Origin of the sequence: Nocardioides sp. HDW12B (genome assembly GCF_011299595.1) — a bacterium.
Taxonomy (GTDB): domain Bacteria; phylum Actinomycetota; class Actinomycetes; order Propionibacteriales; family Nocardioidaceae; genus Marmoricola_A.
This window is the reverse complement of sequence record NZ_CP049867.1, coordinates 3,690,688-3,707,330: the sequence shown is the minus strand read 5'-3', so window position 1 is coordinate 3,707,330 and position 16,643 is coordinate 3,690,688. Positions and strand designations below refer to the sequence as shown.

At 75.3% G+C, this 16,643-nt stretch carries 14 protein-coding genes; 8 read left to right on the top strand and 6 right to left on the bottom strand.

From position 1 onward, the window contains the following. Positions 1-3: 3 nt before the first annotated feature. The 3 genes from G7072_RS17350 to G7072_RS17340 form a co-directional block, all read right to left on the bottom strand. Positions 4-339: a PadR family transcriptional regulator gene (locus G7072_RS17350; protein WP_166088580.1), complete on the bottom strand. Its 336-nt coding sequence runs from the start codon at positions 337-339 to the stop codon at positions 4-6. 63 nt (positions 340-402) lie between these two features. After that, a complete protein-coding gene (gene egtC / locus G7072_RS17345) occupies positions 403-1,140 on the bottom strand; it encodes an ergothioneine biosynthesis protein EgtC (protein ID WP_166088578.1) in 738 nt (245 codons plus the stop codon). After that, positions 1,137-1,673: a glutathione peroxidase gene (locus G7072_RS17340; protein ID WP_166088576.1), complete on the bottom strand. Its 537-nt coding sequence runs from the start codon at positions 1,671-1,673 to the stop codon at positions 1,137-1,139. The genes egtC and G7072_RS17340 overlap by 4 nt, the downstream gene beginning before the upstream one ends. A 121-nt stretch (positions 1,674-1,794) precedes the next feature. Here G7072_RS17340 and G7072_RS17335 point away from each other — a divergent pair, with 121 nt between their 5' ends. The 6 genes from G7072_RS17335 (at position 1,795) to recD (ending at position 13,023) form a co-directional block, all read left to right on the top strand. Next, positions 1,795-2,049: a DUF6458 family protein gene (locus tag G7072_RS17335; protein ID WP_166083603.1), complete on the top strand. Its 255-nt coding sequence runs from the start codon at positions 1,795-1,797 to the stop codon at positions 2,047-2,049. 155 nt (positions 2,050-2,204) lie between these two features. Next, the gene (locus tag G7072_RS17330) at positions 2,205-3,464 is read left to right on the top strand and encodes a PQQ-binding-like beta-propeller repeat protein (protein ID WP_166088574.1); all 1,260 of its coding nucleotides are present in this window, start codon (positions 2,205-2,207) and stop codon (positions 3,462-3,464) included. A 44-nt stretch (positions 3,465-3,508) separates the two neighbouring features. After that, positions 3,509-4,228 (top strand): VOC family protein, encoded by a 720-nt coding sequence (locus G7072_RS17325; RefSeq protein ID WP_240917022.1) that lies wholly within the window; start codon positions 3,509-3,511, stop codon positions 4,226-4,228. A gap of 43 nt (positions 4,229-4,271) precedes the next feature. Then, the gene (recC, locus tag G7072_RS17320; RefSeq protein ID WP_166088572.1) at positions 4,272-7,712 is read left to right on the top strand and encodes an exodeoxyribonuclease V subunit gamma; all 3,441 of its coding nucleotides are present in this window, start codon (positions 4,272-4,274) and stop codon (positions 7,710-7,712) included. Next, on the top strand, positions 7,709-11,197 hold the full coding sequence (locus G7072_RS17315; protein ID WP_166088570.1) for a UvrD-helicase domain-containing protein: 3,489 nt from the start codon (positions 7,709-7,711) through the stop codon (positions 11,195-11,197). The genes recC and G7072_RS17315 overlap by 4 nt, the downstream gene beginning before the upstream one ends. Beyond that, entirely contained in the window at positions 11,194-13,023 is a 1,830-nt protein-coding gene (gene recD / locus G7072_RS17310; RefSeq protein WP_166083602.1) for an exodeoxyribonuclease V subunit alpha, read from the top strand. The genes G7072_RS17315 and recD overlap by 4 nt, the downstream gene beginning before the upstream one ends. Here recD and G7072_RS17305 read toward each other — a convergent pair. Continuing rightward, on the bottom strand, positions 13,010-13,351 hold the full coding sequence (locus tag G7072_RS17305; protein WP_166088567.1) for a DUF2200 domain-containing protein: 342 nt from the start codon (positions 13,349-13,351) through the stop codon (positions 13,010-13,012). The genes recD and G7072_RS17305 overlap by 14 nt on opposite strands. Before the next feature lie 209 nt (positions 13,352-13,560). Here G7072_RS17305 and G7072_RS17300 point away from each other — a divergent pair, with 209 nt between their 5' ends. Continuing rightward, positions 13,561-14,184, top strand: coding sequence for a hypothetical protein (locus tag G7072_RS17300; RefSeq protein ID WP_166088565.1), 624 nt, complete (start codon positions 13,561-13,563; stop codon positions 14,182-14,184). Positions 14,185-14,229: 45 nt separating this feature from the next. After that, positions 14,230-15,012, top strand: a complete 783-nt coding sequence (locus tag G7072_RS17295; protein WP_166088563.1) for a DinB family protein — start codon at positions 14,230-14,232, stop codon at positions 15,010-15,012. Here the strand turns inward: G7072_RS17295 and G7072_RS17290 are convergent. Continuing rightward, positions 14,973-16,154, bottom strand: coding sequence for a hypothetical protein (locus G7072_RS17290; protein ID WP_166088561.1), 1,182 nt, complete (start codon positions 16,152-16,154; stop codon positions 14,973-14,975). The two genes, G7072_RS17295 and G7072_RS17290, sit on opposite strands and share 40 nt — an antisense overlap. Beyond that, entirely contained in the window at positions 16,151-16,618 is a 468-nt protein-coding gene (locus tag G7072_RS17285; RefSeq protein ID WP_166088559.1) for a hypothetical protein, read from the bottom strand. The genes G7072_RS17290 and G7072_RS17285 overlap by 4 nt, the downstream gene beginning before the upstream one ends. Positions 16,619-16,643: the final 25 nt, after the last annotated feature.

Below are 16,643 nucleotides of genomic sequence, written 5' to 3'. Positions count from 1 at the left end.
GGCTCACGTGTGCAGGGTCGCGTCGACGGCGTCGCGGAAGGTCTTCCACGCCGGCTTGAAGGTCTCGAGGACGGCGCGCCCGGACTCGGTGAGCGCGTAGTAGCGGCGTGGCGGTCCCTCGGTGGACTCGTACCACTGGGTCGTGACGAGCCCGCTCTTCCGCAGCCGCGCCAGCAGCGGGTAGAGCGTGCCCTCGCTGGCCATGAGGACGCCGTCGACGGTGAGCTCGCGCGCCAGCTCGAGGCCGTAGCGCTCACGGTCCGCGAGCAGCGACAGCACGCAGTACTCCAGCGCTCCCCGCCGGAGGTTGCTCAGGATGGCGTCGTCGCCCAGTACCATGCGAGACACGATAGCCGGGAAGCGGACGAGTGGCCAGGGAACGTCCGCTCCGAGGGGGAGCGCTCAGAGCTCGAGCGGGGTGAGCGTGAGGCCGTGCTCGTTGCCCTCGACGAGGACGCCCTCGGGCACCTCGATCCAGTCCGGGTCGTCGTCGTAGGGCTCCCCGGCCAGCACGATGCCGGTGTCCTTCTCCAGCACGTGCAGCTGCTCGCCGTACGTCGTGCCGGCGAAGCTGCGCCCGTCGACGGCCAGCATGTTGAGGCGTCCGCCGCCGACCTTGCGGACCTCGCGGATCACCTCGACCAGCGCGGCGCCGAGCGGGGTGCCGGCCGACCAGCGCGAGGCGGCGAGGCCGAACATCAGCGCGGAGTCGACCGGAGCGGCCGCCTCGGGGATGTCGATCGTGCGGTCGTAGAGCGAGCGCCGCGCGTTGTGCCAGTCGGCGACGCCGCCGTCGTGGCTGAACAGCCAGCGCCCCTGGGTGTACGGCGCCACGATCGACTCGTCGTGGGCGAACGTCGTCGTCCCGGAGCGGACCGCTCCGAGGATGCAGGAGGACGCGATCGTGGGGGCCAGCGACGCGAAGGACGCGTCGGTCCAGATCGGCTGGGCCCGGCGGTAGCGGACCGGCTCGTCACGACCGAAGGCGTACCACCCCGCCCCGAAGCCGTCGGCGCTGACCACCCCGCCCAGCTGGGTGCTGGGCGACCACGCCTGCGCAGCCAGGGAACGCGGCGGGTCGAGCAGCAGCCGCTGCAGCGTGATCGGCTCGCCGACGTAGGCGAGGTGGCGCGTGCTCACGCGCCGCCGGTGACCCGCTCGACGGCGGCGACCACCTGGGGGTCGTCGGGCGTGGTGCCGGGCGCGAAGCGGGCGACCGGGCGGCCGGCGGCGTCCAGCAGGAACTTCTCGAAGTTCCAGATGATCACCGACGGGTCGGGGTCCTTGCCGGTGAAGCCCTTGCCGCCGTCGTCGGAGTAGTCGGTGGCGACCAGGTCGGCGTAGAGCGGGTGGCGGGTCTCGCCGTTGACGTCGACCTTCTCGCTCATCGGGAAGGTGACGCCGTAGGTCGCCGAGCAGAACTCCGCGATCTCCTCGGCCGATCCGGGCTCCTGGCCGTGGAACTGGTTGCACGGCACGCCGACCACGGTGAAGCCCGCGTCGGCGTACGTCGCGTGCAGCTCCTCCAGGGCGGCGTACTGCGGGGTGAGGCCGCACTTCGACGCCACGTTCACCACGAGCGCGGCCCGCCCGCCGGTGAGGTCGCCGAGCGTGCCGGGGGTCCCGTCGAGCCGGGCGATCGGGTGGTCGAGGAGCGAGGAGGCAGCGGTCATGCGCCCGAGCCTAGCCAGCGCCGCCTCCCGGGTTGACCCATTCCGCCTCCGGGGACAGGTGTGACGCGGGAGACTGGTGGGGAGGGCAGGGACGCCCTCCTGATCCCCCTGGGAGGCTCACATGAGCATCGGACTCGGCATCGTCCTCATCGTCATCGGCGCGATCTTCGTCTTCATCCTCGAGGTCGACATCCCCGGCATCGAGGACAACACGCTCGGCTGGATCCTGATCCTCGCCGGCGTGCTCACCGTGATCCTGTCGCTGGTGGTGGCCAACACCGGCCGCAAGCGCCGCTCGGTCGTGGTGACCGAGCACGCCGACGGCACCGTCACCGAGAGCGAGCGCCGCACCGACGGCGGTCGCGGCGTCGTCTGAGCGCCCGGTCCGCCCGACGCACCACCCGTGACGCCCTGACGTCGCGACGCTCCGGCGCCCTCGCCGGCGGCCTGGCCCTGTGCCTGGTCGCCGGCGGCGGCGCCGCGCTGCTGCTGCGTGACGAGGAGCCCGACCCGGTCGACTGCCCGGTCACGGTGGGTCGCCTCGCCGCCGACGTGCCCGAGCTGGTGGCGCGCGCCGAGCTGGTGCCGAGCGGCACCGTGGGTCGGCAGCGCGGGCCGGTCGTGGCCGCCTTCGAGGACCTCGCCCGTCCCTTCGGGCCGCTGCTGGCCGGCCGCTTCTTCAAGCCGCGCGACCCCGCCCCCGCGCTGCTGCCGCTGGGCGAGCAGCAGGACGACCGGCTCGGCCTGGTCGGGCGCACGTCGCTGCGCGTCGTCGACCTGCCGAGCGGCGAGGTCGCCTGGTCGGTGGAGCTCGACGCGTCGATCGTGCGCGGCGGGCCGGTCGGGGACGCCGTCACGCTCCTGACCTCCGGTGCCTCGCCCGCGGTGCTGACCCTGGACGGCGCCACCGGCGAGCTGCTCGCCTGCGCCGAGGTGCCGCTGGCCGGTGCCGCGACCGGCCAGCCGGCCACCACCCTGCAGACCGACCAGGCCGGGCCGGACGTCGTCGTGGTCGCCGGGCGGGTGGCCTCACCCGTGACGGCCGCCCGGCTGCCCGTCCTGCCCGGTACGCCGGAGGGGTCGGTGTCGTGGCGCCGCGCCCTCGACGGCGTGACCGAGGCCGCCGGCGTCACGGTGGCCGGCGACCGGCTCGTCGTGAGCCGGGTCGTGGACCCGGTCCGGCTGGCCGAGCTGGCCGTCGCCGGCGGGATCGAGGCGCCGCTGGTGACGACGTACGACGCCGCGACCGGGGACCCGTCGTGGACCTATCCCGACCGGCCGCCCGACGACCGTGCGGCGATGCTGCTGGGCGAGGACGCCGGGACCGGCAGCTGGTTCGTGCTCGAGGCCGCCCCCGGCCGCGACGACCGCGTGACGCGCAGCGAGTGGGCCCTCGTCGCCCTCGACGCCGCCGGCGAGGAGCGGTGGCGGCGGCCGCTCGGTGCGGGTCTGGTCAGCGGGTCGGTGTGGGGCGAGCGCATCGTGCTCCAGGGGCCGGAGCCCGGAGGCGGCGCCCGGCTGCGGGCCTTCGACCTCGACGGGCGGGCGTCGTGGAGCGTGTCGACGCCCGACCTGCCCTTCGGGGAGCAGCGCGACAACTTCGGTCCCTCCACGGCCGTCGGCGACCAGCGGCTGGTGCCGTCGCCCAACGGCCTGGTCGCCCTCGACCCGGAGCGCGCCCGTCCGCGCCCGCTCAACGTCCGCGAGCCGATCGACGAGCTCGTCCTCGTCGGCGAGCACCTGGTCGTGCGCTCCGGTCCCGCGCTGCTGGTGCTCGCGGTCGAGGACTGAGCAGCAGGGTCCGTGACGTCCGACCGGACCCGTACGATCGCGGCGTGATCCCGAGCCTGCCGTCGCTGACGACCCGTCCCGACGCGGCCTGGAAGGACCTCTGCCTCGACGCCGTCGACCCGGTGCGCCTCGGCTCCTTCTGGGGTGCGCTGCTCGGGCTGGCCGCCGAGGTCCTCGACAACGGCGACGTGGTGCTGCGCGGCGCGACCCCGCAGGACACGGTCTGGGTCAACGCCGTGCCCGAGCCGCAGGCGGTCAAGCACCGGGTGCACCTCGACGTCCGGGCCCCGGTGGCCGACGTCGTGGCGCTGGGCGGCACGGTCGTCGACGACGCGACGTACTCCTGGGTGGTCGTGCGCGACCCCGAGGGCGGCGAGCTGTGCGTCTTCCCGCCGCGCGCGGACCGTCCGGTCGGACCCATGGAGCTGGTCGTGGACTGCGCCGACCCGCAGGCGCAGGCGGTGTGGTGGGCCGGCGTCCTCGGCGTCGATGCCCAGCACGACGCGGACAACGGCTGGTCCTTCCTCGAGGGCGTGCCGGGCTGTCCGTTCGAGTACCTCGTCTTCGTGCCCGTCCCGGAGCCGAAGGTCGTCAAGAACCGCGTGCACTGGGACCTCGTCGTGCCCGACCTCTCCGCGCTGCTCGTCAAGGGCGCCGCGCTGCTGCTGCCCGAGGGCGACGAGGCCGAGGGCGGGCTCGCGTGGAGCGTGCTCGCCGACCCGGAGGGCAACGAGTTCTGCGCCTTTGTCGGGGCCCTCGACTAGGGTCCGACGCGAGTCGACCGGTCGAGCGCGAGGGGGTGGCACCGTGACGCTGCACCTGCACCGCGGCACCGACACCGGCGTGCTGGCCGACGCCCTCGCCGACCTGCTCGCCACCCCGCTGGCCGACCCCTTCGCCGAGGAGGTCGTGGTGGTGCCGGCCAAGGGCGTCGAGCGCTGGCTGACGCAGCGGCTGTCGCACCGGCTCGGCGCCGGGTCGCGCGGCAGCGACGGCATCTGCGCCGGGGTGCGCTTCCTCAACCCGCGCTCGCTGGTGGCGCTGCTGACCGGCACCGAGCGCGACGACCCGTGGGACCCCGACCGCCTGGTGTGGCCCCTGCTCGACGTCGTCGACGCCTCGATGGACGAGCCGTGGTGCCGCACGCTCGCGGCCCACCTCGGCCATGGTGCCGAGGGCGAGCTGGCGCAACTGCGGCGCGACCGCCGCTGGTCCGCGGTGCGACGCCTCGCCGGCCTCCTCACGTCGTACGCCGTGCAGCGACCCACCCTGCTGGCGGACTGGGAGGCCGGGCGTGACACCGACGGCGCCGGCGGGGAGCTCCCCGGTGACCTGGGGTGGCAGGCCGAGCTGTGGCGCCGCCTGGTCGCCGAGGTCGACGCCCCGTCACCGGTCGTGCGGCACACCGACACGCTGGCCGCGATCCGCGCGGGTGTCCTGCTCCCGCTGCCCGACCGCCTCTCGATGTTCGGCCACACCCGCCTGCCCGTGACCGAGCTGGAGCTGCTGCGCGCGGTGGGCGAGGTGCGGGAGGTCCACCTGTGGCTCCCGCAGGCCTCGCCGGCGGCGTGGGAGCGCCTCGCGGGCGACCCGGAGGCCGACGTGGCGGCCGGGCCGGTGCGCCGGGCCGGCGACCGCTCGGGGCGGGCCGTCGCGCACCCGCTGCTGTCGTCGCTGGGACGCGACTCCCGCGAGCTGCAGCGCTCGCTGTCGTTGCTCGGCCCGTCGGAGCCGCCACCCCTCGGGACACCCGAGAGCGGTCCCGACGAGCCCCGCTCCCTGCTCCACCTGCTCCAGGCCGACCTCCGCGGCGACCGCGACCCGGGGGGCGTCGACACCTCTCCCCGCGCGGTCGATCCCGCCGACCGCTCGGTGCAGGTGCACGCCTGCCACGGCGCCACCCGCCAGGTCGAGGTGCTGCGCGAGGTCCTGGTCGGGCTGATGGAGGACTCGGCGGGCTCCGACGACCCGCTGGAGCCCCGCGACATCCTGGTGATGTGTCCCGACGTCGAGGCCTACGCCCCGTTGTTCTCGGCCGCCTTCGGGCTGGGTGAGCTGGCCGGGCCCGAGGCCCACCCGGCCCACGGGCTGCGCGTGCGCCTGGCCGACCGCGGCCTGATGAGCACCAACCCGCTGCTGGCGCTGGCGGCGTCGCTGGTCACGGTGGCCGGGGGACGGGGCAAGGCCAGCGAGGTGCTCGACCTCGCGGCGGCGGACCCGGTGCGCCACCGGTTCCGGATCTCCGACGACGACCTGGCCACGCTGACCTCGTGGGTGGAGCAGTCCGGCGTCCGCTGGGGCCTGACCGACGAGCAGCGGGCGGCGTACCGGTTGGACGGCTTCGACCAGAACACCTGGCGCGCCGGTCTCGACCGGATCCTGCTCGGCGTCGCGATGGCCGAGGACGGCGGTCGCAACCTGGCGGCCGTGCTGCCGCTCGACGACGTCGGCAGCGCCCAGGTCGGGCTCGCCGGGCGGCTCGCCGAGCTCGTCGCCCGCCTGGAGCGCCGGGTCGAGGCGCTGCGCCGCGCCGAGACCCTCGAGGCCTGGCTGACCGAGCTGCACGACGGTGTGCTCGACCTCGCGTCCGTGCCCGCCACCGACCAGTGGCAGGTGGCGCAGTTCGAGCGGGAGGTCGACGGCCTGCGCGACGCCGCGACCGGCCGCGACCCCCACCTGCGCCTCGCCGACGTGCGCACGCTGCTGGAGCAGCGCACCGAGCCCCGGCCCACCCGGGCCAACTTCCGCACCGGCCACCTGACGGTGTCGACGCTGGTGCCGATGCGGTCGGTGCCGCACCGGGTGGTCTGCCTGGTCGGGCTCGACGACGGCGTGTTCCCCCGCAGCACGGTGACCGACGGCGACGACGTGCTGGCCCGCGACCCGCTCACCGGGGAGCGGGACCCCCGCAGCGAGGACCGTCAGCTGCTGCTCGACGCGGTGGTGTCCGCGCGCGAGACCCTCGTCGTGACCTACACCGGCGCCAACGAGCACAGCGGCCAGCCGCGCCCGCCCGCCGTCCCTCTCGGCGAGCTGCTCGACGCCGTCGAGCGCACGGTTCCCGGCGCGCGTGAGCACGTGGTCACCGCGCACCCGTTGCAGCCCTTCGACGCCCGCAACTTCAGCGCGGCGGCCGCGGTCGGCTCCTTCGACCGAGCCGCGCTGGCCGGGGCGGTCGCGACGACCCGGCCGCGCGTGCCGCGGCCGTCGCTGCTGCCGACCCCGCTCCCGGCGCCACCGGCGGCCGACGACGGCTCGCGCGACGTCGCCCTCGCCGACCTCAAGGCGTTCCTGGTCCACCCGGTGCGCGCCTTCCTGCGTCAGCGGCTCGACGTCGGGGTCGCCCGCGACCACGAGGAGCTGGACGACGCCCTGCCGGTCGAGATCGACAACCTCCAGAAGTGGACGGTCGGCAACCGCGTGCTGGCCGACGTGCTCGCCGGCGCCGACCCGCAGGGGGTGCTGCTCGCCGAGCAGCTGCGCGGCGACCTGCCGCCCCAGGCGCTCGGGCGCCGTCAGCTCACCGAGATCACCGGGCGGGCCGGGCAGCTCATCACCGCCAGCCACGAGGCCCGCCAGGCCGAGGCGCGCTCGTACGACGTCACCGTCGCCCTGGGCGCGGTCGCGGGCGGGGGCGCGGGCGGAGGGGCCGGCGCCGCGGGCGGCCACCGCCGCCTGACCGGCGTGGTGCCCGACGTCCGGGGCCACCGCATCGTGCGCGTCCACTACTCGTCGCTGTCGCCGCGCCACCGGCTCGAGGCCTGGGTCGACCTGCTCGCCCTGGCCGCCGGGCTGCCCGACCAGTCGTGGCGCTCCGACGTCTACGGCTGGCACAGCCGCACCAAGCGGCCGCAGCACGCGCTGGTGCCCCCGCCGGACCACACCGCGACCGAGCTGCTGGGCCGGCTGGTGGACCTCTACGACCGCGGCATGCGCGAGCCGCTGCCCCTCCCGCTGCGCGGCGGCCACGCCTGGGCCGAGGCCACCCACAGCCACCGCGAGCCCGAGCGGGCCCTGGTCTCGGCGTGGGAGAGCTCGGACTCCAGCCCGGTCCCGGGCGAGCAGGACGACCCGGCGCACGTGCGGGTCTACGGCCGCCGCGCCCCGGTCGCGTGCCTGCTGGAGCCGGCCCGTCCGGACGAGACCTGGAGCAGCCTGGCCACGAGCGCGGAGCGGACCCGGCTGGGACAGCTCGCGCTCCGGTTGTGGGAGCCGCTGCTGGCGCGCGAGCGGGTGAGCCCGGCATGACGGTGCTGCCCTTCCCGACGGGCGGGCGCGACGCCCATGGCGCCGGCCCGGGCCGATCCGGCGAGCCCGAGGTCTTCGACATCACCGGCGACCTCCCGACGCCCGGCAGGACGACCCTGCTCGAGGCGTCCGCCGGCACCGGCAAGACCTGGACCATCGCCGCCCTCGTCACCCGGCTGGTCGCCGAGGGGCACGGCCGGCTGGAGGAGATGCTCGTCGTCACCTTCGGTCGCGCCGCCAGCCAGGAGCTGCGCGAGCGGGTGCGGGCCCAGCTCGTCGACGCCGAGCGCAGCCTCGACGCCTGCGTGCGCGGGACGCCCCCCGACGACCCCGACGCCCTGGTCGCGCTGCTCTGCACGCCCGACCCCGCCGACCCGGCCGAGCTCGGCCGCCGGCTGGAGCGGCTGCGGCTCGCGCTGACGGACTTCGACGCCGCCACCATCGCGACCACCCACCAGTTCTGCCAGCTGGTGCTGCGCAGCCTCGGGGTGGCCGGCGACACCGACGCCGGATCCCGGCTGGTGGAGAACCTCGACGACCTGCTGGTCGAGGTCGTCGACGACCTCTACGTCCGGGGCTTCGCCCGCTCCGACGACGCCCCGGTGTTCAGCCGCGCCGACGCCCTGGCCATCGCCCGGGTCGCGAACGGTGACCCCCAGGCCCACCTCGTCGAGCCGCCGCCGCCGGAGGACGGTGCGGCCGCCACGCCGGCCTACCGCCGGTGGCGCTTCGCCCGCGCCGTCCGTGAGGAGATGGACCTGCGCAAGCGCCGGCTCGGCGTGCTCAGCTACGACGACCTGCTCAGCCGCCTGGCCGCTGCCCTCGAGGACGAGCAGGCGCCTGCCCGGCAGCGGATGCGCGACCGGTGGCGCTTCGTGCTCGTCGACGAGTTCCAGGACACCGACCCGGTGCAGTGGCAGGTGCTCGACCGCGCCTTCAGCGGCGTGGCCACGATGGTGCTCATCGGCGACCCGAAGCAGGCGATCTACGCCTTCCGCGGCGGCGACGTGGTCACCTACCTCGCCGCCGAGGAGACCGCCGGCGTGAAGGCCACCCTCGGGACGAACCACCGCAGCGACCAGCCCCTGCTCGACGCCGTCCAGACCCTGCTGCGCGGGGCGGCGCTGGGCGACGGGCGCATCGTGGTGCGCGACGTCGACGCGGCGCACACCGGACGGCGACTGGCGGGCGCGCCCCGCCCGGAGCCCTTCCGGCTGCGGGTGGTCGACCGGGAGCGCTTCGGCGTCAAGGGCACCAAGGGCGTGCCGATCGGCGAGCTGCGCACCCTCGTCGCCGAGGACCTCGCGGCCGACGTGCGCGCGCTGCTGACGGCCGGGGCGACGTACGACGATCGCTCGCTCGTGGCCGGAGACGTCGCGGTGCTCTGCGAGACCCGGAGGCAGTGCGAGATCGCGCGGAGCGCCCTGGTCGCGGCCGGGGTGCAGGCGGTGATCGCCGGCAGCGGCAGCGTCTACGCCACCGAGGGCGCCGACGAGTGGGTGTGCCTGCTCGAGGCGCTCGACGCCCCCCACCGCAGCGAGCGGGTGCGCGCCGCCGCGCTGACCTCCTTCTTCGGCCACACCGCCGCCGAGCTCGACGCGGAGGGGGACGCGCTCACCGAGCGGGTCTCCGACGTGCTGCGCTCCTGGGGCGACCTGCTGCGCCTGCGCGGGGTGGCGGCGGTCTTCGAGACCGCGGTCGCCGCCCACGACGTGCCGGCCCGGGTGCTGGCCCGCGAGGGAGGCGAGCGGCTGCTGACCGACCTGCGCCACGTGGCGGAGTCGCTGCACGACGAGTCCACCCGTGAGCGGCTCGGGCTCACCGCGCTGCTGGCGTGGATGCGCGGACGCATGACCGAGGCGCGCAGCGACGTGACGGGCGAGCGCACCCGCCGGCTGGACAGCGACGCGGCTGCGGTGCAGATCCTCACCATCCACGGCAGCAAGGGGCTGCAGTTCCCCGTCGTCTACCTGCCCTTCGCCTCCGACCTCTTCCCGCGCGTCCCCGACCACCCGCTCTTCCACGACGAGGCCGGCCGCCGGTGCCTCGACGTGAGCGGGCCGGGGTCGCCGTACGCCGCGGCGGCCGTCGGCGAGGAGGCGGGCGAGGACCTGCGGCTGCTGTACGTCGCGCTGACCCGGGCCCAGTCGCAGGTCGTCACGTGGTGGCTGCCGAGCGCGAAGAACACCCGGAACGCCCCGCTGCACCGGATGCTGTTCGGCCGGCTGCCCGGCGGGGTCGACGTGCCCCGCGAGGCGCCGGTCCACCCCGACGACCGGGCGCGCGAGATCGCCCGGCACTGGCAGGACGCCGGTGGGGCGCACGTCGAGCCCGTGGAGGTCGCCGCCGACACCGGGCCGGTGCCGGGCGACGACCTCGGTGACCTGCGCGCGCGGTCGTGGACCCGTCGGGTCGACCCCGACTGGCGGCGGACGTCGTACACCGCGCTGAGCAGTGCCGCTGCCCGCTCGTCGGCCGGCCCGGACGCGGCCCGCGCCGACCAGGTCGTGGTGGCGCTGGGCAGCGAGCCGGAGCACCCGCTGCGCGACGACGAGCCGGACGCCCCGGTGCCAGCAGCCGCCGATATCGCCACCGCCACCGCCACCGACGCCGAGGTCACGGGGACGGCGGCAGGCGTCCGCTCACCGATGGCCGACCTGCCGGTCGGCGCGACGTTCGGCTCGCTGGTGCACGCGGTCCTCGAGCACACCGATCCCGCCGCTCTCGAGCACGGCGGCGACCTGCGCGCCGCCCTGCTGGAGCAGGTGCGCACTCAGCTGGTGCGCTGGCCGGTCGCCCTCGACGCCGAGGTGCTGGCCGACGCCCTGGTGGCCGTCCACGACACCCCGCTGGGGCCGCTCGTCGGGGACGCGACCCTGCGCGGCATCGGCGTGCGCAACCGCATGAGCGAGCTCGACTTCGAGCTGCCCCTGGCCGGTGGCGACGTGGCGGGCCGGCGCGAGCGTGCCCGGCTGTCCGACCTCGGACCGCTGCTGCGGGCGCACCTGGCCGCCGGCGACCCGCTGCTGCCCTACGCCGACACCCTCGACGACGAGGGCCACGCCGCGCAGGTGCTGGCCGGCTACCTCACCGGCTCGGTCGACGTGGTGCTGCGGGTGCCGGTCGACGGCGCCGAGCGGTTCGTCATCGTCGACTACAAGTCCAACTGGCTCGGTGCTCCTGACGAGGAGCTCACCGCCGAGCACTACCGGCCGGCTGCTCTGGCCGAGGCCATGACGCACTCGAGCTATCCGCTGCAGGCGCTGCTGTACGCCGTGGTGCTGCACCGTTTCTTGCGGTGGCGGCTGGCCGGCTACGACCCGGAGACCCACCTCGGCGGGGTGATGTACCTCTACCTCCGCGGCCTCTGCGGGCTCGACACCCCGGTCGTCGCGGGGGAGCGGTGCGGGGTCTTCTCGTGGCGCCCGCCGGTCGCGCTGGTGGAGGCCGTCTCGGACCTCCTCGACGGGAAGGAGCGCTCGTGAGCTGGGAGGTCGAGCCCTTCGAGGACCCCCGCGACCCTCGCGTCGCGCGCGGGGCCGCGGGGGTGCTGCACGACTTCAACGCGTCCGGCGTGCTGGAGGCTGCGGACGTCCACGTGGCCCAGCGGCTGGGCCGGCTCGGCCAGGAGGCCGACGAGAGCGTGCTGCTGGCGGTGGCGCTGACGGTGCGGGCGGTCCGCTCCGGATCGGTCTGCCTCGACCTGGGCACCGCCCCGGACATCGCCCCCGGAGCTGCTTGGCCGGAGGCCACCTCGTGGGCGGAGGCCGTCGCCCGGAGCCCCCTGGTGGCCTCGGACGTGGTGCGGGTCGACGACGGCCTGGTCTACCTCGACCGCTACTGGGGCGAGGAGCAGCAGGTGGTCGCCGACCTCGCGGCCCGCTCTGCGGCCCCTCCACCGCCGCCGGCGGACGCTGTGCTCGCGGACGCGCTGGCGGCGTACTTCCCCGACGACGCGTACGCCGACCAGCGTGCTGCCGCGGCGAAGGCGGCGACCCACGGCACCAGCGTCATCACCGGCGGGCCGGGCACCGGCAAGACGTCGACCGTCGCCCGCCTGCTCGGGGTGCTGCTGCGCGCGCACGCGGCCTCCGACGACTCGGGCCGTCCCCTGCGCATCGCGCTGGCGGCGCCGACCGGCAAGGCCGCGGCCCGGATGGTCCAGGCGGTGCGGGAGTCGACCGGGCAGCGGGGCTTCCCGCGTGAGGACGACGCCGACCGGGCGGCGGTCGCGACGATCGCTGCGCTCCAGGCCTCGACGCTGCACCGGCTGCTCGGGTGGACGCCGAACAGCACGCGCTTCCGGCACCACCGCGGCAACCGGCTGCCCTACGACGTGGTCGTGGTCGACGAGACCTCGATGCTCTCGCTGACGATGATGGCGCGGCTGGTCGAGGCGGTCCGGCCGTCGGCGCGGCTGGTGCTGGTCGGTGACGCCGACCAGCTGGCCTCGGTCGACGCCGGTGCGGTGCTCAAGGACCTGGTCGACGGCTACGGGGGTGCGACCCCGGTGGGGTCGACCGAGGCCCTCGAGGCGGTCGAGGCCCCGGGGCCGGTCGCCCAGCTCAGCCACACCCGTCGCTTCGGCGAGCGGATCGGCGCGCTCGCGCTCGCGATCCGTGACGGCGACGTCGACACCGTGCTGGCCGAGCTCCGCGCGGGGTCGGCCGAGGTGGCCTGGCTCGGGGCGGGTGACTCCGGCGGCGACGAGCTGCTGCGGCTTCTCGCCGACCGGGCCGTGGCGCTCCACGAGGCCGCCGGGTCGGGGGACGCGGAGCGCGCCCTGGTCGAGCTGGAGCGTCACCGCCTGCTGTGCGCGCACCGAGAGGGCCCGTTCGGCGTGGCCCGGTGGAACCGGACCGTCGAGCGGCTGCTCCTGGAGGCGACGGGACGTGACTGGCTGCCGGAGTGGTACCTCGGGCGACCCTTCGTGGTGAACGCCAACGACTACGGCCTGCGGCTGTGGAACGGCGACACCGGGGTCGTGTGCCGCACCGGCCCCGACCTGGTGGCAGTCATCGGCGACGGGGACCGGACCGACGGGCGGGCGCTGCCGACGTCACGACTGGCGGAGGTGTCGACGGCACACGCGATGACGGTCCACCGCAGCCAGGGCAGCCAGTTCGACGAGGTGACGGTGGTGCTGCCCGAGGAGGACTCGCGCATCCTCACCCGCGAGCTGCTCTACACGGCGGTGACGCGGGCGAAGTCGCGGGTGCGCGTCGTGGGGTCCGAGGACGCCGTCCGGGCGGCGGTCACACGACGCGCACAGCGCGCGACCGGCCTCGCCCGCCACCTCAGGCCCGGATGACCTTCTCCATCGCCTTGCCCTTGGCCAGCTCGTCGACGAGCTTGTCGAGCCAGCGGATCTTCTGCATCAGCGGGTCCTCGACCTGCTCCACCCGCACCCCGCACACCACCCCGGTGATGAGGTCGGTGCGCGGGTTCATGTCGGCCTGCGCGAAGAACTCCTCGAAGGTGGTCCCGGCCTCCAGGTGCTGACGCAGGGCAGCCTCGTCGTACCCGGTGAGCCAGGCGATGACGTGGTCCAGCTCGGCCTGCGTGCGGCCCTTGCGCTCGACCTTGGCGACGTAGTGCGGGTAGACGGACGCCACGCTGGTGGTGAAGATCCGGTGCATGGGGGCGACCCTAGACCCAGGGGCGGGCCGAAGGTCCGATGTGCGGTCCGGACCGCTCTGCCACGATCCCGAGGTGACCAGCCTGCTCGACGCGCCCGCCGCGGACGACCGCTCGCGGCTTCGATGGCGCGTCGCCGGCCTCGTGGCGGCGCGCCGCCTGGCCGCCATCACCGCGGCCGGGGGTCCTGCTCGGTGTCCTGGTCGGTGGCGTGGGCGGTCGTCTGGCGATGATGCTGCTCGCGGCCACCAACCCCGGCATGGGCGGGCTGACCAGCGACGACGGCTTCATGATCGGGCGGTTCACGCTCCTGGGCAGCCTGAACCTGCTGCTGGTCGGTGGGCTGCTCGGAGCCCTGGGAGCCGTCGTGTACGCCGCGCTGCGCGGTCTGGTCGTGGGACCGACCTGGTTCCGCGTGCTCTCGGTCGGCGTCGGGCCGGCCGTCGTCGTCGGCGAGCAGCTGGTGCACACCGACGGTGTCGACTACCGCCTGCTCGGCAACCCCGGGCTGGGCGTCGCGCTGTTCATGCTGATCCCCGGGGTGTACGCCGCGTTGCTGACCCTCCTGGCCGAGCGGTGGCTGACGGATGACGGCTTCTTCGCCCGCAGGCCGCTGGGCGTCGCGCTGCTCCCGCTCGCGGCGCTGGTGCCGCTGGTCCCTCTCGTCGTCGGCCTCGCGCTCGTCTGGGTCGCGGTGGAGGCGCTGCGTCGCCGGCACGGCGGGGCGGTCCCGGGCGCCTCGGTCGCGGCGTGGGTGGGTCGCGGAGCGCTCGGGGTGGTCTTCGTGGTCGCCCTCGCCCGTCTCGTCGACGAGGCACGCTGGCTGCTCGGCTGAGCCGGAGGGGTGGACCGGCGCGCTGCCGCCGGTGAGGATCGGGGCATGACGACGCCCAGTGGCGCAGACGACCGGCGCGAGTTCGTCGACAGCGACCTGAGGGGAGCCCGCTTCGTGCGGTCGGACCTCTCGGGTGCGGTGATGCGGTCCGTGGACGTGCAGGGACTGGAGGTCGACAGCCCGTGGCTGCTCGAGCCCGGGGGCAGCCTGCTCGTCAACGGGGTGGACGTCGTCCCGCTGGTCGACGCCGAGCTCGACCGCCGCTTCCCCGGGCGCGAGCTGCGCCTGGCCTCCGACCCCGCCGCGCTCCGTGCGGCCTGGGAGGCGGTCGAGCGGACCTGGGCGGCGACGCTGGCACGCGTCGACACGCTGCCCGCCGGCACGGTGGACGCGTCGGTGGACGGCGAGTTCTCCTTCGCCCAGACGCTGCGGCACCTGGTCATGGCCACCGACGTCTGGCTGGGCCGGGCGATCCTCGGCCAGGAGCAGCCGTTCCACCCGCTGGGCCAGCCGAACGCGGAGTACGCCACCGACGGCTACGACACGTCGGTCTTCACGTCGGGGCTCCCGTCGTACGACGAGGTGCTGGCGGTCCGTGCCGAGCGGAGGGGCATGGTGCGGGAGTTCATCGCCGGCGCCACCACCGACGTGTTGGCCGAGACGCGCGCCAACCCGTGGTCGCCCCAGCACCCGGAGACGGTGCTGTCCTGCCTGCACGTGATCCTCAACGAGGAGTGGGAGCACCACCGGTACGCCGTGCGCGACCTGGACGTGCTCGCGCGCCGCGCTCAGGAGGTGTCGTCGGACGCGAGGTCGAGCCGGACCTGAAGGTCGCTCGGGTAGACGTCGACCCCGGAGGGGGCGTCGTGGATGGTGCGAGCGACGTCAGGGTTGAGCGGGCGCGTGCCGCGGTGGTCGGTGACGAGGGCCAGGCCGTGGGGAGTCAGCCAGACGTAGCGGTTCTCGCCGCACTGGCGGGAGCGGAAGCCTGCGTGCGTCTTCCACCGGTGGTGCTGTCGACCGAGCGGGCCGGAGTTGTGGGTGCCGGTCTGGCCGGGTCGATCCGGAGGTTCCGCCGCGTCGTGGTCGTACGGCGTCGGGTGGTCGAGATCCACCCGGCGGGAGGTCGAGGTCGCGAACGGCCAGTAGTCGCCGCCGGTGAGGAGGTGCACCCGGTCCCTCGACGCCTCCGGGTGCTCGTACGCCCTGCTGCGGACCCGGTCGGACAGGTCGAGGACCGGCGTGATCCGCAGCCGGGTGTGGCCGAGCAGGTCCGGCAGCTGCTCGAGGCCGAAGGGGCCGAGGTCCTCCACGCGCGCCACGCCCCCGGAGCGTTCGGACCCCGCGCACGTGCCGCCCGTCGTCCGTGCGGGACGCAGCGCGGAGCTGGCGAGGTGGAGGTAGAGGGTGGCCGTCGGCCTCAGTGCCGCTAGGTCGTGCTCGAGCAGGGCGCCGAGCAGGTCGCGGGGGAAGGCGATCGCGCGGTTCAGCGCGGTGGGCTCAGCGGGCTCGGCCGCCCCCGGCGGCTCCACAGCGGCAGTGCGGTCGTCGGGCTCCCCGTGCTCGTCGGTGGTGTTCTGTTGGCGGACGTCGGCGTTGGCGCCGCCGTCGTTCCTGCTGTCAGTCCCGACGGGCTCGTCGGTGGTGTGCTCGAGGAGCAGCGCGAGCAGCTCGGCAGGACGGGCGAGCCAGCCGAAGGCCTCCGACCGCAGCTCGTCGGCGTCGAGGTCGGGGTGGGACGGCGCGATGATCTCGCGGACGCGCTCCACGGTCGCCTGCACCCAGACCGCGTCGCCGGCCTTCACGCGGGCGATGATGGTGCGGAGACCGGTCTCGTCGGTGCGGGTGAAGCCGACGAAGCGCCGTCGCCGCTCGGCCTCGACCCGCTCCTGGTGCAGGGCCTGGTCGGCCTCGATGACCTTGGCCTCGGCGACGTCGAGGACACGCCCGCCGGAGTGGTGGGCGATCATCCGGGCAACGGCGACGTCGACGACCCAGGTGCGGTCGGCGGGCAGGTGCCGGAGATCTTCGCGACCTGGCGGGCGATGCCGACCTCCGCCTCACCCGCGCGGCAGACCGCCCAGGTCCGGGGGAGCCGGTGGGTCAGGTCGAGCGCGTCGGCCAGGGCGTTGCGGGTGGCGGTGACGCCGGTGCCGCGCGCCATCGCGATCTCCCCGAGGCAGAAGTCCTGGACGCCCGGGGTGCCCTCGCCGCCGACGCGCACCAGGACGTTGCCGACCTTCCGCGCCGCGCGCCCCAGCGGTCCGTGCGTCGGGTCGGCTGCGTGCAGGTCGGCCCACTCGAGCAGGACGTCGAGGTCGTGCACCTCGGCGAGCCGCCGCGACCGGACGGCGGCGGTCGAGTCGGCCAGCACCCGGGCAGCGTCGCGGTGCAGCCCCGTCTCCGGGTCCGGGTCCCACCGCTGACTGCTCATGCGACCAGGCTAGGAGACACCTCCG

Bases quoted from the DNA above. Each gene is read 5' to 3' on its own strand.
- G7072_RS17350 (WP_166088580.1), bottom strand. From the start codon at position 339: ATGGTACTGGGCGACGACGCCATCCTGAGCAACCTCCGGCGGGGAGCG.
- G7072_RS17340 (WP_166088576.1), bottom strand. From the start codon at position 1,673: ATGACCGCTGCCTCCTCGCTCCTCGACCACCCGATCGCCCGGCTCGAC.
- G7072_RS17335 (WP_166083603.1), top strand. From the start codon at position 1,795: ATGAGCATCGGACTCGGCATCGTCCTCATCGTCATCGGCGCGATCTTC.
- G7072_RS17315 (WP_166088570.1), top strand. From the start codon at position 7,709: ATGACGGTGCTGCCCTTCCCGACGGGCGGGCGCGACGCCCATGGCGCC.
- G7072_RS17305 (WP_166088567.1), bottom strand. From the start codon at position 13,351: ATGCACCGGATCTTCACCACCAGCGTGGCGTCCGTCTACCCGCACTAC.
- G7072_RS17295 (WP_166088563.1), top strand. From the start codon at position 14,230: ATGACGACGCCCAGTGGCGCAGACGACCGGCGCGAGTTCGTCGACAGC.
- G7072_RS17290 (WP_166088561.1), bottom strand. From the start codon at position 16,154: ATGATCGCCCACCACTCCGGCGGGCGTGTCCTCGACGTCGCCGAGGCC.
- G7072_RS17285 (WP_166088559.1), bottom strand. From the start codon at position 16,618: ATGAGCAGTCAGCGGTGGGACCCGGACCCGGAGACGGGGCTGCACCGC.